The sequence below is a fragment of the Methylobacterium sp. 391_Methyba4 genome (assembly GCF_029691625.1).
GTDB lineage: Bacteria > Pseudomonadota > Alphaproteobacteria > Rhizobiales > Beijerinckiaceae > Methylobacterium > Methylobacterium fujisawaense.
Genome location: NZ_CP121475.1, coordinates 3,063,661 through 3,084,519, shown reverse-complemented (window position 1 = coordinate 3,084,519; position 20,859 = coordinate 3,063,661). Strand labels below are relative to the sequence as shown.

The following is a 20,859-nucleotide window of genomic DNA, read 5'->3' as shown; positions in this document are numbered from 1 at the left end:
AGCCAAATCGACCGAACTCTGAGGACACTCGGAGCCCTCGGGTAACGCTACGGGTAACCGTAAAGCGGGATGGCTCTTGTCGAAAATGCCGCACCCCAGCTTCTAGATCGCTTGCCGCCCGCGCCTGATGCACGAGCAGCGTTCTGTGGCGTAGGTGACATCCTCGAACTGAGGAGGATGCGATGGTCTACGTGCTCATCATCATGCTGGCTGGATCCGGCGCGTCGGTCGGATCCGTCGAGTTCAACACCAAGGAGGCGTGCCAAGCGGCGTCGAAGGCGATCGCCGACTCCGGCCGTCCGTTTGCTGGCGCCTCCGCGATTACGGTGTGCGTCGCGAAGGGATAGGCCCGCGCCGGATGCTTGAGCAGCATTCGTGAGGGGGCGAGGTTCCGGCGTATTCGCCACAGCTACAAGCATCACCCGTCAGCATACTTGTATGGTGTCGGCGCGCCGGGAGGGGGCGGTCTGCCGGCTGTCCACGTCCGCCCTTTGGCCCCCCCAGGCAAGCTGGGCGGGCGTGGATGCCAAGGGGATCGCGAACCGCTACCCCCTACCATGTCAAGGTAGGGATCCCTGGCGGAAGGGGTGGCATTCAAACCCTCAACCAGACCGTTATGAGCGGCCGGCTCGTACCGTCCGATGATGGACTGGACGGACCGGCACTGCCGACTGTCAGGCGCAAAGCGTCACGACCTCCCGCAACAGAGCGATCAGGGCTCGATGACCTTGGTACTGGTCGCCGTCGTCGTGCTCGGCGATCATGAGACGCGCCTTCCCGGCAAGGTCTCGCAGGCTTGCGCTTGGCTCCTGAATGGACCGCTCGATCACCGCGCAGACACGATCGATCTCTCTGTCCATACGCTCATCGGGCCAAGCCTCGTCGGGATGCCTCGGGTCTTTCACCCACTCCCATCGTTCGGCAGCGGAAAAGCAAGCCGCTGCCAAATCGGAGGTTGGGGCGGCGACGGCGGGCACGGACGCCAGCGGGGCTGCGAGGATGGCGCCGAGGGCGGCGCGGCGGGTAGAAGCGGCCATCAGACACCCTCCCGCCATTCGCAACCGACCGTGCTCAACACCAAGGCCGCGCGAGCACCTGCTGTCCCAGTCTGAGCGTGCGCAATCGCCACCGGATCTCGGGGCCAATGCGACATCGCTAGATCGCTGATAGGCTGCATGGGCGAGGAGGCGAAATGCGGCTCGCCCCAGTAGTGCTGATCTGGCGGTGCGAGCCGCAAGAACTCGTCATGCACCCGCCCGTGCTCTCGCGCGAGCCAAGCCGCGTACCGTTTGAGTAGCGGGAGGGATGTCGGGACGGCGACCGCTGACGGAGCGCCGATGAGCGTCACGCCGCCGCCGATGAGCGGAAGCGAGACGAGGCCGCGGAGGAAGCCGCGACGGGATCCGGGGCCGTTCACGCGCGGCCTCCAAAGCTGTCTAACGCATATCCGCCGCCGCCCATGAACACCGGCTGCAACCTCGGCTCGCGATCCGGCTCCTCGTCATGCGGCTCGTCTTGGATGTCACCGCCGTGCTCGTCCTCCTCCTCGCGCTCGTCGCCAGCGTCCTGTTCGCGGTCGTCCGTCGCGCCGCCCGCCCAGTGCTCCTGTTCCTCGAAACGACGAACCCGCCCGTCCCGATGGGACATCAGGCCACCGCCAAGGATGGGTTCGCAGGCGGCTAGGCTCGGCTCCAGGTCCGCGTCGCCGTCGAGTGCATCTAATAAGGCGAGGTCCGCCTCGATCCGGTCGGCGATCCGGCGGCGCAGCTCGCGCAGTCGTTGCCGATCCAGATCTGGATCCGCGGAGCGCAGGGCCGCGATGGCGACGGTGACGGGCCCCGACTGCCGGCCGGGCGCCGCGCCTAATAAGCTTCGAGCGTTTTGCTCGGTCTGAGCAAATCTGCTCAGGCCCTGGCGGTCGGACGGGCGTAATAAGGACGTGCGTGTGCTATGGGCGTGGGTAGCCATGCCGCTCTCCTCGAAAGAGTGGTGGGGTGAGGCCCGAGCCGAAGGTTGGCGCTTTCGCTCGGGCCGCCTTTGTGATTAAATGTAGTCAGACTGCTTGTCAACTACATTTAATGGACGCCATGGGCCGCCCGCCTGTAGAGACCCCCAAGACCTTGCCGGTGTCGTTCCGGCTGCCGCCTGAGGTGAAGGCGGCCGCTGAAAAAGCCGCCAAGGACGACACTCGGTCTGTGTCTAGCTTCATGGAAAAGCTCCTCACCGAGCACCTGAAGGCGAAGGGCTACCTCAAATAAGCTCTTCTCGACGCAGACCTAAGCCCAATCAAATATCGAATTAGCGTAAGCCCTTGGCCGTATTTGCTTCGCTTTTGACAATGCGGTCGATCTTGGAAGGCGCAGCCGAAATTCATGCCGAAGAAGCGAGCGCTCACTAGCGAGGACCTAGGAGATGCAGGGGAAGCGCGGTTCGAGGCGCTTTGCAAGGAAGGAACGCCAAGCCTTATCGTAAACAGAGTCTTGAAAGATAAAAGCGGCTGGGATTTCATTGTCGAGTTTCCGGCAGACAACTCACAATTTGTAGGGCTTGATCGAAGATCCAACCCGATTTCTGCGCGGTTCCAGCAGAAAACAATGTGGGTAGACAATGACAGGGTAAAATTTAAACTTTCTTCTTTGGAAAGATTGGCTAAAGATCCAGGACCGGCATTTATCTGCGTTCTCAAATATGACGACGACGTCAGATGCGTCGAGTGTTACATTATACATATAATCGACGAGATGCTGGAGTATGTGCTTACAGAGCTTAGGCAGCATGAGCTTTTAGGAGGAGGTGCATTAAATCGGAAAGAGGTTGATCTCTATCCCAGTCAGATTGCTCGATGCATAGAACCAACTCATAACAATATAATTGAAGCAATTGCGGCTTCTGTCGACGAAGATGTGACAAGATATGTTCAGAGAAAGGCCGAGCAGCTACAGAATAGTGGGTTTAAGGCCTCTCGCTACGACATCATTTTCGGGTTGCCGGAGGAACATGCTTCAAAACTGGCTGATGCCTTTTTGGGCGAGTCCGAAGAGATAAGCGTATCTCATGTCGATGGTGGCGAGACGCGGTTCGGAATTAGATTGCCGCTGCCAGGTCTCGCCGGTCCGGCAACGCTAAAAATCGTCGCAGCGCCGACAGACACTTGCAATCTGGTATTTAGTGATGGCCGGTCGGATGCCGCTATTTCAAGGGCGGTGTTCTACAAAGTTCCACCTGATCTTGTTTTTGAGGACAATCCAAAGATCGTGAGGTGTAAATCTAAGGGTGTAGAGATACTATTCCGCCGCAAATCCTCAACAATCACAGTCCAAAATAATTTTCCGGCGGCTACGACTATGTCCGTGGTCGATTGGCATCATCATTTTCGGATCTTGAAAATGGTAACTGAGGGTCGCGCGCGAGTAGACATAAGAATGCGCGGCAAGACAATAAAAGCTCTTACCGATGTGCCGCCATTCACGTTTAAGAAAAAACTCGACTATGACAACGTCATTGCAAATATCGATGCGTTAACTGGGTTCTTGCGGAAGTTAGGCTACGATGCGCCAACTTCACTTACATTCAAGACAATTTTAGATCTTGGGCGTCAAATGTATTTTGCTGTTTCGTTGTTCGATAAGAAGGAGAAGATACCGATTGAGCCTCTCGCATTGAGTCAGGATTATGCGGAAGAGGCGCCGGACGAGCTGAATGGTGTTTATATCACATATGTCGACCTCGGAGATGATCTTTTGCTTTGGACGACACACATAAACGCCTCGAAAGAGGGCGATAAATTTAACGTAACATTTCAAAACATGGACGATCTTCCTCCCGAGATGTCGATCGTCAACAGAGGCGATTATAAATCCCATGTCGATGAGTTCAGAACTTCTGGTGTTTATCCGCTAGTTATATATTCCACGGTTTCTTGGGAGGACGGCATACCCGACAGCATACTTTAGCAGTATCTTTGTTAAGATTTGAAGCCTATTACGGTTTGAGCACACCTGCTAAGCTGGTGCCATTCGGTCCGAAATAGCTGATGATCTCGGAGCAGTGCTTTGCGAGCTGCTTCTTGTTCATCTGACCCAGACCCAGCATCTCGCCCTGCATCGCTCCGATGCCCACGACCGAGAACATCAGGGCGGAGGCCATCTCCGGCGTCAGCTTTCCCGTCGGCGCGATCTTGGTCCGAATGATCTGGGCGGTGCCGTCGGTGTCGACCTCGAAGTTGCAGACGTTGGCGTTCGCGAACGCGGAGCCGAGCTTCGAAACCACGCTCATCTGTTCGCGGTCAGCCCAGTCGAGGGAGCCGGCACCGGCAGGTTGGGCCAAGCCAGCCGTGAGTGCGAGAACCGTGACGACGCGCTTCATGGGTACCGATCTCCTGTGCGGCAAACCTACCGGGAGCACAGGCCGCCGCAATAGCTAAGGTTGTGCTCCGCACATAGAGTTCGCCGACAGCGTGAATGGCTCCGTGTCACGCCGCATCCATCACGGGCGTACCCGGCGGCCGCCACTCGCCATGGGTGTCCATGCCGCCGGCCCTGGTGGGGAACAGCATCTTGTTCGCCTGATGGGTGCTGACGACCGCCGCCATCTTCTTCCCGTCCACGATGAGGTTGTGGACGTGGACGCTCTGCTGCCGCTGCGGGGGCGGTCCAGCCGTCGGGGCGTTCTGGGTCTTGTAGCCGAAGCCCTCATGCGTTCCGACGCCAGCAGGCCCGCGCCCGAACCACGGCGCCCAGGTCCGCTTCCGCCCTGCGTAGCCGAGGGCGAAATCGATCTGCTCCTTCCAGTGCTTCGGGTCGCCCGCGTGGTGCCCTGTGGCGCGGCTGTACTCGGTGCCGAGCGAGCCGCGGCCGCCGTAGTGAAGCTGGAACGGGCCGAAGCTCGTGCCCTTGTCGCCCGGCGTCATGCGCACATTCGGGATCGAGCCGCCCAGTCCCTCGCTCGCGGCGATCCGCAGCGCGATGTCGGGATTGATGCCGTTCCGGACCGCGGACTCGCGGATGTAGGCGACCATCTCCGGATTGGCGCGAGACAGTACCCCGCGGGCATGGGCGAGGCCAGCGCCGCCGCCGGAGCCACCGCCAGCCCCACCAAAGCCGCCGCGTCCTAGCGCGCGCGCGACGCCAGACGCACCGCCGAAATTGTCGTTGGCACTGGAGGCGGTACTGAAGGAGGCCTTCTGGATCAGGCCTCCGAGACCGTCGCCGCCTTCGAAGCTGGTCTTTGTGAAGGGGTTGAGCTTGGAGATCAGGCTCTTGAACATGTCGCTGAGGGCCGTGACGAGCGCGGTCCCCATCTCGGTGATGGCCGCAGTGAGTTTGCTGGGCCACGAGGTGATCTCGGCCGCCAGTGCCGTTGCGGTGCTCTTGATCGTGTCGACAGAGGGCGTGATCGCCTTCACCCACTCGCCGAAAGCGACCGCGGCCTTGTTGAAGGCGGCATCGGCAGCGGCAAGCTCAGGCCCCGCCCACCTCCCGAGCGAGACAGCCAGCCGGTTGAGCCCCTTGTCCATGGCGTCGAGCTGCGGCCCCATGCCGGTGGTGGACTTGAGCCACTGCTCGAAGGGCTCTCGGAAGGCGACGAACGCCGCCGTGGCACCGACGACGCCGGCCGCAATCCAGCCAGCCGGACCAAGCGCGGCTATCAGCGCAACCGAACCGCCGGCCGTCAGGGACGCGCCGAGGACTGCGATGCCCTTGCCGACCGCCTCTACGGTACCGGCCATCTCAGGCTTTCCAGCCCACTGTGCCCACCTGGAAAGGGCTTCGTTGACCCGCTTCAGGTTCTCCGTCGCCACGCCGACCAGCGGGGCACCCAGCGCCTGGACAAAGTTCGTCCACTGGGTCTCGAAGGCCTGCTTCTGACCTTCCCAGCTCTGGTCGAGATAGGCGCCCTCGTTCAGGGCCTTGCGAGCCTGAAGCATCAACTGCGCGTCCTTGATGAGCTTGGGCCACTGCTGCAGCATCTCGGTGACCGCCTTCGCGGCGTTCCGATCGGGCAGGATCTTACTGACCCACTGAGCCTGCTCGACGGTGCTGCTCGTCTTCCGGTCCAGCGCCGGCTTGAGGTACTTCTCGACCCACTCGCCTGGGTTGACCGCGAACTCCTTGTCTCCGCGGACGGCGCCCATCTCCACGCGGGTGACCTTGCCGGTGAGCGGGTGGTGCGTGACCTTGCTCTCGTCCAGCAGGCCCAGCGATGACATGGCGCTGAGCGCTTCGAGCTTATTGCCGGTACCCGCCACGAGCTTGTTGAACGCCGTCATGATCATCACGCCGGCATTGGACCCATTTTCCTGCACCAAGGCCGGAAAGACACCGTATCGGAAGTCGTCGCTGACATTTCGCAGAGCCACGCCGCCCGCCCGCTGCGCGGTGAGGTACTGACCGATTTTGAGCTGATCTCCATAAGCCACCCGCATCGCCGTCAACTGCTTGACGTGCTCCGCCATGTCCTTGGGATCGATCTTGCCGGCGATCTCGCCAGACTTCATCGCAGCGATGGCTTCCGCCTCGAAGTTCGTCGCTCCCTTCCCATGCGCGCCGCCCTCGTACGCCTTGAGGAACGACGTCATCTTCACGAAGTCCTCGGCGTGATGCGTCGCAGCTTCCTGCGAGCCGAAGGTCATCCGCGCCTCGCTGATGGTCTTCAGAGCCTCCGCAGCACTGACGTTCGTGTACTTGCCCGTCAGCTTCCAGGCCTCTGCGTAGGCCTCTTGGATCTCTAGGGACTTTACCCCCGCAGCAGCCATGTTCTGCTGGATCTTCACCAGCTCGTTGCCCTTGTCGACCATTTTGCCGACGACGGCTAAGGCAGCCGTGCCGCCTGCGATGGCGAGACCACCGCCAATGGCGAGCTTAACCCGGTTCATCGCGCTCGTGGTGTCGTTCAGCCCCTTGTTAAGCTTGTCGACCTGGTGGTGCGCATGGATGAGGTGCGTCGCCAGCGAGCCGAGGATCGCCGATGCGTTGCTCGACATCTGCAGCGCGACGGCCACCTTGTAGACATCACTCATGCGGGCTCTCCCTGGGTTTGGACCAGTCCGGCAATCTGCTTGAGCCGGTCATCGAGGCGTCTCAGATCCTCGCCCGCCCGCGCGTAGGCGCTACCGGCCGCAACGGCCCAGCGGGTCACGGCTTCCAGCTCGGCGGGCGTACTGGCGCCGGACTCAAACTTCGTGGCCACCTCATCGGTGGTCCGGTGCAGATCCATGATGCGGGCACCGAGGTCGGCTAGGCGCTTGCCGGCCGCCTCGATCGGGTTCTCGGTGGCACCCATCTGCCAGCGCCTGCGCGCGCGACGCTCCGCCGAGGTCGTCATCAGGCGTCCGCCTTGGCTTCAAGGGGCGCCATCTCCTCGGCGAACGCCTTGGCGGTGAGCCCGCTGGCCTTCACGAGGTCGTTCATCACGATGCCGGCGGCGGCGTCGCCCTGGCCAAAGTCAGCCTCGACGGCAGCCAAGTCCTGCAGCGCCGGGCCGTTGATTCGCTCCGCAACCGCGGTCCGCAATTGACCGTAAAAGGGCTCCGACAACCCACTGAGCGCCGGAGGGGCGTCGAGGATCGCGGAAGCCGATGCATCGTCGCGGATAAACTGATTGGCCACGCTGAGGCGTTGGTGCTCAGACAGCCCGCGCAGATAGCTGCGGATTTCCTGCCGGCGAAGCTCGCCAACCGCATCCTTCGGGTCGACCTGCAACGGCTCCTCCAGAACGGCCCGTCGGGACTGGGCATGCTTCCGAGCCTTTCTCACCGAGCGGGTCGCTCGCGCGAGGTCCGGCATCAGATCCCTGCGGACGAAGTTGGCGATTTCCGTCTCACGTCCCTTGGCGCTGAGCTTCACGTCGGACTGGACCGCCGCGAGCTTGCTCCGGAAGCGATCATCGATCTCGAAGACCTGCTGGATGGCTTGGATGACCGTGCCGGTATGCGGCTGACCATAGCGAACACGCTGGAGCATGCTCTCACGGATCGCGGCTCGATTTTGCTTCTCTTGCTCAGTCATCTCAGGCTTCCCTTATCCAACCCTTGGCGATTGCTTCGTCGCGCGAGACCAGACCCTTCGCGATGTCGAGCTTCCATCGCGGATCACCGGGCGCGTACCGGTCGCCGCGGACGAACCAGTCTGGCGGCTCTGGAATGCGGGGGGCGCTGCTGCCGTACCTGCTGATCTGATAGGAGCCGACCTGTGCGACGGGCGCGCTCTGCGTCCGGATCACGAGGGCGCCGGCCACCGCGTTCGCCACGTCGTCGTGCGAGCCCGGAGCGTGGTCGATGCTGTCCCGGCCGCCACGGGCCGTGCGACGCTCCAGGGACACGAGCTGCGCTGCCAGCGCCGGCACGTCGAGCAGCTCGACCTCGCCGGAATTCAACTTCGGCAGCAGGTCGAGGTAGATCGCGCTCTTGGGCTGCTCGGCCGGCACGTAGGTGATGCCGTGGCGCTTAAACGCCTCTCGGGGCCACTCTCCCGCATACCGGTCGCCCGTCACTTGGTTGAGGCCGTAGCGCTTCAGCAGGCCGGCAAACTCCGTCACCACCGACTCGGGGCTGAACGGCGCCTTGCGCTCCCGCACGAGGTCCAGGACCACCCGCTCGCCGACTTGGTGGCTGATCGCGAGCGTCATGCTGTCCGAAGCGCCGCCGGACGGATCCGTGAAGGCGCGGTAGGACACGCCCGTGACTGGCGAGCGTTCGGTGATGCCCGGCGGTACGGCAGCCTCCACCACCTCGCGGGAGACGAAGCTCTCCACGTCCGACCGGAACTGCGCGAGGTACTCGGCCGACGCGCTCGGGAGATCTCGCTCTAGGGCTTCGTCGATCACCGACTGGCGCACCGTCGGGTTCATGGTCCGGGTCGCGGCCTGCCAGACCAGAGCAGGAGCACCGTCGCGGCCATAGTACCGGCGATGCGCATCGTAGAGGGCGCCACGCCTAGCGTAGGGCGACGAGGCACACAGCAGCATGGCATTCGGGATCGTCGCCATGGCGGGCCGCAGCGCGTCCAGAATGGCGTAGTCCGGCTCGGCAGCGTCGTCGGTCGGCCAGAACGCCAGCTCATCGGCCAGCGCGGCAGCAAGGGTGCGCCCGCGGACGGCACGGTACGAGGAGGTCCCGACCTCGATCGTCACCCGGTTGGTGAGGTCGAACTCGTCCGCCGTCTCCCGCTCCACCATGCGGGCCAGCATCGGCACCTCGGTGAGCAGGGCGCGGATGTACCGGATGATGGTCCGGGCCTGCCGGCGGTCGGTGGCGATGATCAGGATGGTCGCCCGCTCGCCTGGAGCGAGGTTGGCGCGGTACTCCCGGAACGTCGCCAGATAGGTGGCGATCAGAGCCAGCACGAAGCTCTTGCCCGCCCGGCGCCCACAGATGAGCCACGCCTCGGTGAAGGCAGCCTCAGGGGCCTCAGAGCGCCCCGTACAGGCTTGGTAGACCTTGGCCTCGGCATCCGACATCGGAAGCCCGAACAAGGCGCCCAGGAACGCCCGCCAAGCTGCCCAGGTGGTCTCGTCCTTGAACCAGGGCCCGAACAGCTTCGGGTCGCGCATCGCCTGAAGCAGGTTCATGCCGCGTTGCCCTCGATGTAGTGGCGCAGATCAGGCGTCACGTCCCGCGGGCGACGCTGGAGGCCGGTAGCTTCGAGGAGGCGGCGAAGATTGCCGGCCGTGCGGCTGTAGAGGTCGAGCGCATCGGGATCGGCAGCGCCATCGGTGGCGAACTGCACCTCCATTCGCTCCAGTTCGACGGTCAATGTCGCCGCCCGGCGGATCAGGCTCTTCTCGGCCTCGGAGACGGCACCCTCGCCACCGAGGTCGGCCAGATGGAGGGCCACGAGGTCACGGAGACGGCGAGCCCAGCCAGTTCGACCGTCTACGTTGAGCAGCAGGGCGCTGCCGTTGGTGATGCGGCTCTGATGGGGGCGCTTGGGGCTGGCTATCTCAGGGCTATCTGGCACCAATTTGCACCCTTGCGTTACCCGGAGCAGGCGGACAACACGGAAAATGCGCGCTAAGCCATTGTCCTGCAACATAACAGGACGCAACACCGTCTGATTTAAGAACAGATGATGCCGATTTTGGCCCGGATTTGGTGCCGCAGCGGACGCTGTTAGATGTCTCGGCGTCGCCCCAGGATTTTTCTTCAAACTTAGCGGTTTTGGCGACCGACCATTCACATCCCTTCTAAGCCGAGCGGTAATCCAGATGTTGTTCACTGCGCCCGCTGACCATCGGGTCGAACCGATGGCTGGGAGAGGACAGCATGTCGAAGGGCACCACCGAAGTCGGGTACGTGAACCGGAACAGGCAGGAGGTGATCCGCAAGACCGACGAGCCGGGTACAGACCACCTTCAGAAGATCTACGTCCTACGCTGCCGCCCGTGTGGGAGTGAGTACGGAGCCAACGGATCTGACATCCACATCCGTCGCTGCCCGACTTGCGACGGTGGGCGTCCAGGCTTGGCGTACGCTGCGTGACCTTCCGGACTGTTACCGGAGGGAGCGCGCAAACCCCCATAACATCGATAACAAGGTAACAAGGGTAGCTCAGTCATCGCCACCCTCCCCATCGTGAGAGCGGCGGTACACCCCGGGGTTTGTTACTTTGTTATCGTTGTTACGGGGGTATTGGTTGTTACCGATGTCAGAGCGGTCGGGATGGCGGTAGCGCCCGCGTCCGCACTTCTCGATCTCTCCGGCCTTGACCATCTTGAAGATAAGCTGCCGGATGTTGAGGTTCGGCATGCCGGTGGCGTCGGACAGATCGGTGGGCGACATCGATGCGTCGGCTTCCAACAGCACGCTGAGGATGGTGCTCCGTTCATCCGTCCGGCGGACATCTGCGGCCTCACCTTGAATGAGCCAGCGGCAGGACTCCTTGTCGAAGGTGACAGCGCTCTCGATCTCCTCAATGTCACGACCGCGGCCGTAGAGAGTGGCACCGTTGCCGTCTCGGTCGAGGATCAGCGCAGTGTCAGCCGCGCCGGACAGGCCGAGGGTTCCCGACACCTTCTCAAAGGGGTCGCTCTCGACTCCAGACTTGCGGGTGTGATGCACCACGACGATGGCGACGCGGTACTTGCCAGCGAGTGCCTGCAGTCCCTTGATGGCGTTGTAATCAGCCTCATAGAGGGACTCGCTTGATCCGCGTGTCTGTTTGAACATGGCCAACACATCGACGATGATGAGCCGCGGATTGTCTTTGCTGTTGATCCACTGCTCGATCTGTTCGAGGCCTCCGTCGTTGGCGCGCGGCCACTCGGTCTGGTACTCGAACGCCGTCGGCCAATCCGGGTTGAAGGGGCCGATCATTTTGTCGATCCGGCGCTGAAGCCGACGCTCGTTGTCCTCCAGCGCGAGGTACAGCACGTCGCCCTGTTCACAGACGATGCCGCCGAGGCAATCTCTGCCGCGCGCCACAGCGAGTCCGGCTTCAAGGACGAGCCAAGATTTGCCGAGCTTAGGCCGACCGGCGAGCAAAGTGCAGCCTTCGGCGATGTATCCAGGCACCACGTAGCGGATCGGGGGGAACACCATCTTCCGCAGATCGGCCGCTGTGCGCGCAATCACTGGCTTCGGCGGAACGAAGCTGATGATTTCATAGCCGTCAGACATGGCTCACCTCCCGCACGACATCATTGAGGTCGTGGCCGAGGGTTTTCGACTTGACCAAGAACACTTCGCGGCCGGCGCGATGCCAGCGATCAGCGCACAGTTCGGATGCGTCACGTCCGGCCGGATCGTCATCGACAGCAATCCAGAGGCACTCGATGCCCGGCAGAACCGGGAAGCTGGTGATCCCGCCCGCGTTCAGGACCGACCACACTGGGGTGTCCCCAAATTCGGGGAGGCCCTGAAGCGATAGCGTGGTTTCGATCCCCTCACCGATGCCGAGGCAGGTGGTCACCTCCTCATCGACCGTGAGTTTTACGGCGCCGCCGCGAATTCTCCCGAGGGCGAGCCGGTCCTTGCCGTCCACCTCAACTTTCTGCCCCTCACGGTTCAGGGCCGTCCGGTGGATGGCTTGCGGCTGATTGGTGATGACGTTCCGGACCAGCGCGACCATGGCTGGCGTCCGCCCGCCCGCGAAGAGACAGGAAGGATGAAACCGCAGAACCTCGGTTACATCATCAACGAGGTCGAGGCCGCGCCGGGCGAGGTAGCGGGCGACCGGCGACCCAGCCGGCTCCCGAGCCTCGCGCCAGATCTGAAGGGCGAGCCCAGTCCGATCCGAGCCGGAGGGAGGGGGTGGTGAATACCCACCCCCTCCGCACGAAGGCGCAACTTGCGCCTTGGCTGTCTTGAAAGGGTGCCCAACTTGGACGCCTATGCCGAGCCGGTCGCGCACGTAGTCCCGGCAAGCGCCGAAGTCGTCGCCGGCATGACTATGCAGGGTGAACCCGCCCGGCGCAGAGGTGTCGAACAGGATGGAGAGGCTGCGGTCCCGACGGCTGTGGTGCGGACCAGGGCAAACGATGCCCCGGCCGACCACCTCGCCACCGAGCACACGTGCTGCGGAGCGAAGATCCATCATCGCGACGCCCTCCACGACTCCGGAGAGGCGAAAGCCAGTTCTGCGATCGCCGCGGCGACGGCCGGGCTGAAATCAAACCGAGCCCTGAGGCGTGCGGCCTGGATTTCGAGCGTGGTCAGTGCTACTTCAGGAGTGTCGTTCTGCCGAGAAAGACATCCCGAGGGCCGCCGGCTTGCCAGAGCCGCGCGGCCTTCATTCTGATAGGCCATGAGTTATGCGGCCTCCGGCATGCGACGCGGACGGCTCCGCTCCCATTCGGCCAGTGCTGCGATACTCCAGTAGCGGAAGCGTCCCATGTAGATCGGCCGCGGGAAGGCCATCCGAGGATCAGCGAGCCACCGGCCAATCGTCATGCTGGTCACACCGTAGCGCTCCCAAACATCCCGCGCGGGCAGGTAGCGCTCATTCACTTCAGGACTGTAGCCGCCTGCGGGCTGCTCAATCAGATTTTGCATCTGTTCCTCGCGTTGCTTCGAGTAGGCACCCGAATAATCGTCAGCATGCGAGGCCAAACAACTAGTGGCTTTGAGAAGAGCCTAGTTCTTTCAGAAAAGAACTAGGGCTCTTTGAAAATGCCCTAGTCAGGAGGCTCGGTAGCGCTTGATGCGCGCGATATCCTCGGCATCAGGCTCGGGTATCCGCACGGTGTAGTCCTCGAAGGGAAACTGCTCCGGGACACGCCAGGGGGACCAATCGTCGATAAGCGGAGAGGCAATTTCGACAAGACGTTCCGCAACCGTCAGCACACGGATGTAGTCGAGCGGCAACTTTTTGCCTGTAGTCATGTACACGTGGGAATGAGCAGCCCACAGATGAGCGCAATTCTTGTATTCCGTCCAATACTTACGTACTGTATTCTTATTCTTCTCGATAGGCTTCCCGAATGCTTGCCCCTCCAACGTGAGCGAGAAAATGCTTTTGTTAACACCGACCTTCAAATCAGGCCTATGCTCGGCGAACACCAATAATTTATATATCAGGCCGCCGGCGTAGAACCCGCCGAGTTCGGCGTTGCGAAAGTTGGCATCCATTTGGCGCCCAAGCTGACTTTTCCTGAAGCCAGTCTGCGAACGCATCCGATATGCACCAATATCATCTTCGATACTGGCCTGATCGTCTGGGAACATCATGTGAGATTGGACGATACCAATGACACAGTCGTCGAGGCTGCCATCAGGAAGCAGAAGGGGCATCTCTCGCATCAGGACACCCTCGCCTTGAGCGAGACGACGTTCGTCTCAGAGGCATTGGTAAAGAGGCTCTCGACGAACCGGCTCCATACTTCGAGCGCGGCCCGCTTTTCATCCGCGAAACTGTGGCGTTGATAGACGCCCACGATCCCACCGAACGACCCAGAGGTGTGGCTCAAGATGCGCTCGATCACCGGCAGGTTGATGCCGAGGCGCGCCATTCCTGAGGCCATCGTTCGACGGAGGTCGTGCAGGGTCCAATGGGGGATCGAGACCGCTTCAGGATCCTCATCGGCGGCGGCGGCCGTACGCGCCAACCGGAGCATCTCCGCGTCGAGGCGCTCCTTGGCCTTGCTGTAGCCGCTGGCGGCGGTCCGACCGGTGGTGGTGAAGACGTAGCCGCGCCCACTGCGGATCCGTCTGACCGAGCTGATGGCTTCGAGAGTCAGGTCCGATAGAGGCACGGAATGCGCGGCGCCGTTCTTCGAGCGCTCCTTTGGAATGGTCCAAGTTCGGTTTGTGAGGTCGATCTCGCGGTCAGACATCTCTCCGACTTCGCGGAGACGTTGACCGGTGAGCAGCAGTACCCTGATCATCGGCCCGAATGGCTGGCCGAGCGCATCGGAAGCTCGCCAGACGAGCTTCAATTCGTCATCGGATAGCACCCGATCCCGGCTTTTCTCAGGGGAGGGGGCTTTGACACCGTCGCAGGGATTGCTGATGACGACGCCGCGCTCGACAAGCCAACCGAACATGCGGCGCACGGCGGCGAGGGTGCGATTTGCTGCGATCGGAGCGCCGCGGTCTACGATACCGTCGAGAAGTTCGATCACGTCGCGGCGGGTGATCTCTTGAACCGGACGATCCCCCCAGGCTAGCACCACGTCGACGTTCAGCAGACGCTGCGTCTCGCGGGCGCTGCTTTCCCGAGTGTTGGCCTTGGCGTAGCGCTCCACGAACCGCTCGACGGTGGCACGCACTGTGTCCCGGCTAACATCGACGGGTGGCAGGCGCCGACGTGCTGCTTTCTCCCCGGCGGGATCAGCGCCGGCAGCGATGCTGATGAGCGCAGCCCTACCGAGATCGCGCGCAGCCTTGAGGTCGATAGCCGGGAAGGCTCCGAGCGTGAGCTTCTTCGGCTTGCCGGCAGCACGGTAGCGCACGGCCCAGGACTTCGCTCCGGACGGTTGCACCACGAGGTACACACCGGGCAGCCCAGCATCGGGAATTTCGAGCCGCCGCACGGGGTCGGGCTTGATGCGCTCTACCGCTGCGGCCGTGAGAATTTTCGACATCACCAAACTCCGCGCCGGGTAACATCCGGGTATCGTGTCGAGGCCGTTATGCCCCGTTACCCTGTGTTACCAACCTGGAACAACAGGAGCAGAACAACAAGTCGGCACAACGCGATAGACGGTCGAAAGCCGCCTGACATGTTGCGCCTTGTTCGCTCGTTTGGCGTGTCTCTTAATCAGCGGGTCCTAGGTTCGAACCCTAGTGCGCCCACCAAGATCTAGCCCACTTCCTGATTACCGGTAATTCAGTCTGGTAGGCACATGGTAAGAGGGGCGAGCTGTTTAGCTTTCCTTCATCGACGCTCTCAGAACTGATCGCGCTAATTTGCGGCCGTCACTGGCAGCTCATCGTGACGGTCTGGGTGATCAGCAGAAAGCCCCGCACGGTGATGCCGGCGGGGCTCATTGGCCTGGAAGAAACGGTCGAACCGACACACGCTGCAGGCCAGCAGGACACCAGACACGAAAAAACCGCCGCGGCCGGAGCCGGGCGGTTCAAGGTGGGTCGTGCTGAGGATCAGAGGCCCATCTACGCGCGGCCGGCCGGGGCGGTTCCGGTCAGACCCGGGGTTCGCGGTCGAGCCAGCGGGCTGAGACGCCAGCGCAGAGCCATCGGGCCAGGGCAGGCGGTGGGCCAGTAGACCTGAGCGCCGCTTTCTGCGTAAGGTGTCCGCGAGGTTGATGACCGGTTCATAATAACGTTTCAGGACCCGGGGGCGGTACCCGGCGCCTCCACCAGAAGCATCCTGCCCCGGATACCGCACGGGGGTGAGGGCGAGCGTCCGGCGTTGCGGACAGCGCGCTGCCAGGGTGCTTCTGCTGGGGGCGAAACAGGTTCGACTGGACGGTAAAGGGATCGCGAGTTCTGCCCTGCCTCGGCAGGGTAAGATGCGGCTTTCGGTAAGGACTCGACCGGTTCGGCGCGGGTAACCCTCGTTCCGAGCACCTGACCAAAACTCTAAATGCCAACGACAACGTCGGCATGGAGATGCGCCTCGCGGCGTAATCTTCCGGGGCGTGGGCACGCCTAGCAACAGAACCCGAGGCTTCGGCCTCGGGGCCCGCTAATTCTCTTCCAGGAACGACGATCGGCCCTGCAGCTGAAGCCAGGGCGCGGGCGCGGGCATTGGCGACCGAATGTCGGCCAGGCGGCGGTCGCTGCTCATCCACGGCCCACCCGGCGACCAAGAAGCCGATGCCCACCCCACCAGGGGCCCGCCGGGATGGATCCGGATCTTCAGCCCCGAGGCTCTGCGGCCGGGTAGCGGCGTGCAGCGCGTCGTACGCCCGGTTCGGGCATGATTTGGATGACGGGCTTCGGGTCGGGCGTGGTGACGAGGATCGGCCCGGCGATCCGGATCGCGACCGCCATCGATCAGCCCGCCCCGTTCCCCTAGCTCTTTGGCACGACGCCATCGGCTACCCTCTTCAGGATCACGTGCAGCACCGCGGCGATCGCCGAGAGCAGTGTCCCGGGCCGAACAATCGGGCTTCCTGGCGGCGAAGGACGACGAGCGGTCAGCCATTCGGAAGCCGCCGCCATGTCGACCGCGGCAGGTTGGCGAGGAGGGCGGGGAGGGGCCCGATCTAGCAGTGCGTAATGATGCCGTTCGTCACGACGAGCGTGGAGAGGCTGACCGTTCCGGCTGCGCATGAAACACCGGCCGCGGTCGATGTGTTGTATGCGGGTGCGGTGACGGTCCCAGCAGTCGTCAAAGGCGAACTAATTTGCACAGTTGAAGCCACGATTTCCAGCTGCTTGAGAGCGCTGTTCGCGTCATTGGCCGACGTGATCGAAGAGCCACCGGCAAGGCTCACGGGCCCCCGCATCAGCAGGTTGGTATCGGCCGCAGCCTGTATCCGGGTCGTCTTGCCATATCCGAGCATCAACTGATCCGAGGTGTCTTTTCCGACCAGGTTAAGATCGGCTGTGTTGGCATTGTTGCGCCACGCTATGGAGTGAGCGCTGGCAAAATGCAGCGCAGCGGATCGCGCGATCATCGCGCCCATATCGATGCCAAAAATCTTTGTGCCACCGAGATAAATGCCGGATCCACCGGAGTTCGTCAGGTCTTCGTAGGTGTTCGTCGCTACGGTGCCGTTATATATGCTGATGCCGCGGCGAAGCTTGAACTGACCCTGCGCCATGTTGATCAGCAGGCCCGAGCCGAGCGCTTTCGAACCATTGCCCGAGACGTAGATCCCCGCACCGACTGCACCGCTCTCGCCACCCGGCCCGCGCACTCCATAATCCATATTGTTGTTGTTGACGTCGACCTCCAGGCCAATGCTGTCATGTGCGCCAACGCCGGGGTCAATACCGAGGATGGTATTGAAGGCATAGGCCGGACCGGAACCGACGCGCTGCTTCATCGCGAAAGTGCCGCACACCTTGCTCACGAAGTAGCTATCGGGCGGATGTGTATGTGTTCCTCCTTTGGTGGCGTAACAGTTCCAAAGGTGCATCATTTCCATTTTGTTCTCGAAGGCCGAATATGTCTCCCCGTAGGATGAAGATTGATTGATTCCGGTCGGATTATCGATCGGGTCGACGGCAAGAGATTGCGTACCGTTCAGACGCTGAGCGCCGATCTCCAGGCTCTTGAAGACGCCGGACGGAGACTTGGAGGTATCGAGTCCGAGGGCAGGCACGGCGAGAAGGCTGGACGCCGCGAGCGCGATAGACAGACGACGGATCATGTGGTGGTCCCTGTCCGAGAGAGGCCGTACCCATTTACGGCATCGCCGACCCGGTACCATGACCCCGGAGCCAAGCCAGCCGGCGCGATTGGCCATGCGTCAGCCCACAGGCTCACAAGCGCGGACATCGGCCCGGCCATCTCGGAAAGCGAGACGTCTCTTTTCGACATGCCGAGGATCGGCCGAATTGCAGCGCCGAGCCTGGGTGGTCCCGGTTCGCCCCTTGTCCCGGAAGGCCGGTTTATGCCGTGACAGGCGCGAGCGGCCGAGGCTTGGCCGTCAGGTCAGCGCTTGGGGGTGCGGTGACGGCGTCCCCACATAGCCCTGAGGCCTCAGGGGGCAGCCGGTATGCGCGCGGCGGTGCTGTAGCTTCAAACGACCGGTACCGGTGTAGCTCCCGGCGACGATCACTTGGCCATGGCAGGCCGGGCATCGCTTCGGGGTCATCGTGTACAATCCGCGTGCCTCCGCGAGGCTAACCGGCGTCCACGCCTCGCCCACCTTCACCTCACAGATCTGCTGGTCAGCAGCGGGGATATTACCCACCGCTATCGACCGAGCGATGGGCCGCCGGATGTCCCCCCGGTGCCGGGCGGCCCGCTGGTGGGCGTGCCGCCGATGTTCACATCTGGCGTCGTGCCCGGCACCGATGAGTTGCTGGGATTGGCTTCGTTCCCCCGTGTGATCGGGCTGGGGCCCAGATCCCGGGTGCCGGGAGGGACGCCGCCGACCGTCGCGGGTGGGGCGACACCGGTGTTCCCGGCGCCTCCTGTGACCACCTGGGCAACGGCAGGGACGGCCAGAACGATGCTCAGGACGCCGGCGAAGGTCATGGTGGTGCGGGTCATACAAGTGTCCGTGCTGCGTGCTGCGGCACAGGAACGGCCCAGAGGTCCCGAAGTTCGAGGGGACCGTGCGCTGGGCCCGGAGGCAGCCCGATCAGGGGCGCCGTCCGGGTCCCGCGGATCCGGATGTGGTCCGGACCCGGGCTGATCTGCCGGCCGATACGGCCGGTGTCCATCGCGTGACATCGTCTCTCTCCGGAGGGCGGAGAGAGGCTGCATCGCGGGGCGTATCCGTGCGGACCGCCGACGCAGCCGCGTCAGGCTGAGGGGCGCCAGCGCGATCCGCGCGCATACACAGAAGTCGAGACGAACCTCCCGCCCGACGGGTGGGTGCCATCGCAGATCCGAATCCCTATTCCGCCGCCGAGGCCATGGCATCGGCACCATCGTCGGCTTCGAAGCGCGCGATGCTGCTCTCGAGCCGCAGCGCCGCGTTGATCAGGGCCATGTGGGAGAAGCCCTGCGGCATGTTACCGCGCTGCGCCCCTGTGGCCGGATCGATCTCCTCCGCGAGCAGCCCGACATCGTTGGCCCGGGCGATCAGCCGCTCGAAAGCGGCCTTGGCCTCGGCCGCCCGTCCGCCGAGGGCGAGACAGCCGACCCGCCAGAAGGCGCAGGCCGTGAAGGTGCCCTCGTCACCCTCCAGGCCGTCGTCCATGCGGTAGCGATAGATCAGGTCGCCGACACCGAGTTCCCGCTCGACCGCCGCGAGGGTCGCCCGCATGCGCGGCTCCGTCGGATCGAGGGCGCCGAACAGGGCCGCGCGCAACACCGCGGCATCGAGATGATGCGAGCCGTAGGCGCCGACATAGGCCTGCTTCTCCGCGTTCCAGCCCTGTTCGAGATACTCCGCCCGGATCTCGGCAGCGATCCGCTCCCATTCGGCAATCGTCTCCGCGGCCACGCCCGCGATGTTGCGGGCGATCCGGGCGGCGTCCCTTAGGGCCACCCAGATCATCGCCTTGGTGTGGACCTGCTGGCGCGGCCCGGTCCGCAGCTCCCAGATGCCGTGATCCGCATCGTGGCGGTGACGGATGGCGCGGGCGGTGAGGTTGTGCAGCACCTCCGGCAGGCGGTCGTTGACCTTCTCGGGCGGGTCGTAGTCCACAGCCTCAAGGAAGATGCACAGCGCCCGGAGCAGCTCGCCGTAGATGTCGTGCTGGTCCTGAGCCTCGGCGACGTTGCCGATCACCACCGGCCGCACGCCGTTCCAGCCCGCGAGATGGCTCAGCTCTTCCTCCGGCGGCATGCCGTCGGCGATACCGTACATCAGCCGGGTCTCCCGCCCGTAGGTGCCGTCGCGCTCGCGCAGGAAGCGCAGGAATTCGGACGCCTCGCGGACGTAGCCCAGCATCACGAAGGCGGTGACCGTGAAGGCGGCGTCCCGCATCCAGGTGAACCGATAGTCGTAGTTGCGGTTGCCCGGCACCGCCTCGGGCAGACCGGCGGTGGCCGCTGCCACGATCCCGCCCGAGGGCGAGTAGGTCAGCAGCTTCAGGCAGAGGGCGGACCGCATCACCGCCTCCCGGTAGGCGCCGCGATAGGTGCTGCGGGCGCACCAGCGACGCCAGTAATCGGCGGTGGTCTCCAGACGGCGTCGGGCGCCGGCGTAATCCTCGATGCAGGCCTCGTCCTGATCCTCGCCATGGGTCAGGACCAGATAGGCGGTCTCTCCGGCCGACAGGCTGAACCGCACTTCGGCGGCATCCCCGTCGAGGGTGGGACAGGGCTGCGCGTTGACGCGCAGACGCCAGTCTCCGGCCTCGAACAGGACGGACCCGCCCGCCATCAGGGGCGTGCAGGGGCGTCGCGCATAATCGAAGGTCGGCCGCACCCGGAACGCGCCCGTCACCCGGCCCTGCTCGCAGGTGAGCAGCCGGATCAGCCGGCTCTCGCTCTCGCCATCCGGGCCCTCGTCGGGCTCCGGGCTCGGCGGGTTGACCGGCATCAGGTCGACGAGGCGCGCCCGGCCGGTCGCCGTCGTGAAGGTCGTCTCCAGGATGTTGGTGTCGGGCAGGTAGCGGCGCACGGCCTCGGTCGGCCCGTCGAAGGCGACGCTGCACGAGCCACCCGTGTCGTCGTCGAGGAGCTTCACGAACAGGGCCGGCGAATCGTGACGTGGCCAGCACAGCCAGTCGATCGATCCGTCGCGGGCGATCAGCGCGCAGGAATGGGTGTCACCGATGAGGGCGTAATCGCTGATGGGCTTCGACACAGGGCTTCCGGCTGGCGGCACCCGGTCCGCCGGGCAGTACAGAGTCCTGAGGTAGCCGGAGTACGCCGGGCGGGGAGTCCC

19 protein-coding genes and 1 other RNA gene are annotated in these 20,859 nt (G+C 63.4%); 4 read left to right on the top strand and 16 right to left on the bottom strand.

Features of this window, described 5'->3' with window-relative positions; genetic code table 11:
• The first annotated feature begins 182 nt into the window (after positions 1–182).
• Positions 183–347 (top strand): hypothetical protein, encoded by a 165-nt coding sequence (locus tag P9K36_RS14320; RefSeq protein ID WP_173009321.1) that lies wholly within the window; start codon positions 183–185, stop codon positions 345–347.
• Between the two features lie 327 nt (positions 348–674).
• Here P9K36_RS14320 and P9K36_RS14315 read toward each other — a convergent pair whose 3' ends face one another.
• Positions 675–1,037: a hypothetical protein gene (locus P9K36_RS14315; protein WP_278307171.1), complete on the bottom strand. Its 363-nt coding sequence runs from the start codon at positions 1,035–1,037 to the stop codon at positions 675–677.
• Between the two features lie 376 nt (positions 1,038–1,413).
• Positions 1,414–1,968: a hypothetical protein gene (locus P9K36_RS14310; RefSeq protein ID WP_278307170.1), complete on the bottom strand. Its 555-nt coding sequence runs from the start codon at positions 1,966–1,968 to the stop codon at positions 1,414–1,416.
• Positions 1,969–2,126: 158 nt separating this feature from the next.
• On the opposite strand from P9K36_RS14310, the gene P9K36_RS14305 reads away from it, so the two are divergent.
• Together P9K36_RS14305 and P9K36_RS14300 are read left to right on the top strand one after the other, a co-directional pair.
• Positions 2,127–2,258 (top strand): hypothetical protein, encoded by a 132-nt coding sequence (locus P9K36_RS14305; RefSeq protein ID WP_278307169.1) that lies wholly within the window; start codon positions 2,127–2,129, stop codon positions 2,256–2,258.
• Positions 2,259–2,372: 114 nt separating this feature from the next.
• Positions 2,373–3,953 (top strand): hypothetical protein, encoded by a 1,581-nt coding sequence (locus P9K36_RS14300; RefSeq protein WP_278307168.1) that lies wholly within the window; start codon positions 2,373–2,375, stop codon positions 3,951–3,953.
• A 28-nt stretch (positions 3,954–3,981) separates the two neighbouring features.
• On the opposite strand, the gene P9K36_RS14295 is transcribed toward P9K36_RS14300, so the two are convergent.
• The 11 genes from P9K36_RS14295 to P9K36_RS14245 all read right to left on the bottom strand — a co-directional run bounded on the left by P9K36_RS14295 (position 3,982) and on the right by P9K36_RS14245 (position 15,018).
• Complete coding sequence (locus tag P9K36_RS14295; RefSeq protein WP_278307167.1) at positions 3,982–4,365, bottom strand: hypothetical protein; 384 nt, start codon at positions 4,363–4,365, stop codon at positions 3,982–3,984.
• 106 nt (positions 4,366–4,471) lie between these two features.
• Entirely contained in the window at positions 4,472–7,018 is a 2,547-nt protein-coding gene (locus tag P9K36_RS14290; RefSeq protein ID WP_278307166.1) for a hypothetical protein, read from the bottom strand.
• Positions 7,015–7,323 carry a hypothetical protein gene (locus tag P9K36_RS14285; RefSeq protein ID WP_278307165.1) on the bottom strand — a complete coding sequence of 103 codons (309 nt, stop codon included), beginning with the start codon at positions 7,321–7,323 and terminating at the stop codon, positions 7,015–7,017. The genes P9K36_RS14290 and P9K36_RS14285 overlap by 4 nt, the downstream gene beginning before the upstream one ends.
• Positions 7,323–8,006: a hypothetical protein gene (locus P9K36_RS14280; RefSeq protein ID WP_278307164.1), complete on the bottom strand. Its 684-nt coding sequence runs from the start codon at positions 8,004–8,006 to the stop codon at positions 7,323–7,325. Before P9K36_RS14280 ends, P9K36_RS14285 begins: the two co-directional genes overlap by 1 nt.
• A gap of 1 nt (position 8,007) precedes the next feature.
• Positions 8,008–9,567, bottom strand: a complete 1,560-nt coding sequence (locus P9K36_RS14275; protein WP_278307163.1) for a hypothetical protein — start codon at positions 9,565–9,567, stop codon at positions 8,008–8,010.
• Complete coding sequence (locus P9K36_RS14270) at positions 9,564–9,956, bottom strand: hypothetical protein (protein WP_278307162.1); 393 nt, start codon at positions 9,954–9,956, stop codon at positions 9,564–9,566. Before P9K36_RS14270 ends, P9K36_RS14275 begins: the two co-directional genes overlap by 4 nt.
• A gap of 590 nt (positions 9,957–10,546) precedes the next feature.
• Positions 10,547–11,614, bottom strand: a complete 1,068-nt coding sequence (locus P9K36_RS14265; RefSeq protein WP_278307161.1) for an AAA family ATPase — start codon at positions 11,612–11,614, stop codon at positions 10,547–10,549.
• Positions 11,607–12,065: a toprim domain-containing protein gene (locus P9K36_RS14260; RefSeq protein ID WP_278307160.1), complete on the bottom strand. Its 459-nt coding sequence runs from the start codon at positions 12,063–12,065 to the stop codon at positions 11,607–11,609. The genes P9K36_RS14265 and P9K36_RS14260 overlap by 8 nt, the downstream gene beginning before the upstream one ends.
• Positions 12,066–12,745: 680 nt before the next feature.
• Complete coding sequence (locus P9K36_RS14255; RefSeq protein WP_278307159.1) at positions 12,746–12,988, bottom strand: hypothetical protein; 243 nt, start codon at positions 12,986–12,988, stop codon at positions 12,746–12,748.
• 126 nt (positions 12,989–13,114) lie between these two features.
• The gene (locus P9K36_RS14250) at positions 13,115–13,726 is read right to left on the bottom strand and encodes a hypothetical protein (RefSeq protein WP_278307158.1); all 612 of its coding nucleotides are present in this window, start codon (positions 13,724–13,726) and stop codon (positions 13,115–13,117) included.
• Between the two features lie 8 nt (positions 13,727–13,734).
• Complete coding sequence (locus P9K36_RS14245; RefSeq protein ID WP_278307157.1) at positions 13,735–15,018, bottom strand: site-specific integrase; 1,284 nt, start codon at positions 15,016–15,018, stop codon at positions 13,735–13,737.
• A gap of 659 nt (positions 15,019–15,677) precedes the next feature.
• Between P9K36_RS14245 and ssrA the strand changes: the two genes are divergently transcribed.
• Positions 15,678–16,057: a transfer-messenger RNA gene (gene ssrA, locus P9K36_RS14240) on the top strand.
• Between the two features lie 548 nt (positions 16,058–16,605).
• On the opposite strand, the gene P9K36_RS14235 is transcribed toward ssrA, so the two are convergent.
• From P9K36_RS14235 to P9K36_RS14225, 3 genes are all read right to left on the bottom strand, one after another.
• On the bottom strand, positions 16,606–17,718 hold the full coding sequence (locus tag P9K36_RS14235) for a hypothetical protein (RefSeq protein ID WP_278307156.1): 1,113 nt from the start codon (positions 17,716–17,718) through the stop codon (positions 16,606–16,608).
• Positions 17,719–18,266: 548 nt separating this feature from the next.
• Positions 18,267–18,566 (bottom strand): hypothetical protein, encoded by a 300-nt coding sequence (locus P9K36_RS14230; RefSeq protein ID WP_078947275.1) that lies wholly within the window; start codon positions 18,564–18,566, stop codon positions 18,267–18,269.
• Between the two features lie 349 nt (positions 18,567–18,915).
• Positions 18,916–20,778, bottom strand: coding sequence for a glycoside hydrolase family 15 protein (locus P9K36_RS14225; protein WP_111473893.1), 1,863 nt, complete (start codon positions 20,776–20,778; stop codon positions 18,916–18,918).
• Between the last annotated feature and the right edge of the window lie 81 nt (positions 20,779–20,859).

Coding starts and splice junctions, on each gene's coding strand:
- P9K36_RS14250 (WP_278307158.1), bottom strand. CDS start 13,726: ATGCCCCTTCTGCTTCCTGATGGCAGCCTCGACGACTGTGTCATTGGT.
- P9K36_RS14275 (WP_278307163.1), bottom strand. CDS start 9,567: ATGAACCTGCTTCAGGCGATGCGCGACCCGAAGCTGTTCGGGCCCTGG.
- P9K36_RS14290 (WP_278307166.1), bottom strand. CDS start 7,018: ATGAGTGATGTCTACAAGGTGGCCGTCGCGCTGCAGATGTCGAGCAAC.
- P9K36_RS14300 (WP_278307168.1), top strand. CDS start 2,373: ATGCCGAAGAAGCGAGCGCTCACTAGCGAGGACCTAGGAGATGCAGGG.
- P9K36_RS14315 (WP_278307171.1), bottom strand. CDS start 1,037: ATGGCCGCTTCTACCCGCCGCGCCGCCCTCGGCGCCATCCTCGCAGCC.
- P9K36_RS14285 (WP_278307165.1), bottom strand. CDS start 7,323: ATGACGACCTCGGCGGAGCGTCGCGCGCGCAGGCGCTGGCAGATGGGT.
- P9K36_RS14265 (WP_278307161.1), bottom strand. CDS start 11,614: ATGTCTGACGGCTATGAAATCATCAGCTTCGTTCCGCCGAAGCCAGTG.
- P9K36_RS14245 (WP_278307157.1), bottom strand. CDS start 15,018: ATGTCGAAAATTCTCACGGCCGCAGCGGTAGAGCGCATCAAGCCCGAC.
- P9K36_RS14255 (WP_278307159.1), bottom strand. CDS start 12,988: ATGCAAAATCTGATTGAGCAGCCCGCAGGCGGCTACAGTCCTGAAGTG.
- P9K36_RS14310 (WP_278307170.1), bottom strand. CDS start 1,968: ATGGCTACCCACGCCCATAGCACACGCACGTCCTTATTACGCCCGTCC.
- P9K36_RS14230 (WP_078947275.1), bottom strand. CDS start 18,566: ATGACCCGCACCACCATGACCTTCGCCGGCGTCCTGAGCATCGTTCTG.
- P9K36_RS14295 (WP_278307167.1), bottom strand. CDS start 4,365: ATGAAGCGCGTCGTCACGGTTCTCGCACTCACGGCTGGCTTGGCCCAA.
- P9K36_RS14280 (WP_278307164.1), bottom strand. CDS start 8,006: ATGACTGAGCAAGAGAAGCAAAATCGAGCCGCGATCCGTGAGAGCATG.
- P9K36_RS14260 (WP_278307160.1), bottom strand. CDS start 12,065: ATGGTCGCGCTGGTCCGGAACGTCATCACCAATCAGCCGCAAGCCATC.
- P9K36_RS14320 (WP_173009321.1), top strand. CDS start 183: ATGGTCTACGTGCTCATCATCATGCTGGCTGGATCCGGCGCGTCGGTC.
- P9K36_RS14235 (WP_278307156.1), bottom strand. CDS start 17,718: ATGATCCGTCGTCTGTCTATCGCGCTCGCGGCGTCCAGCCTTCTCGCC.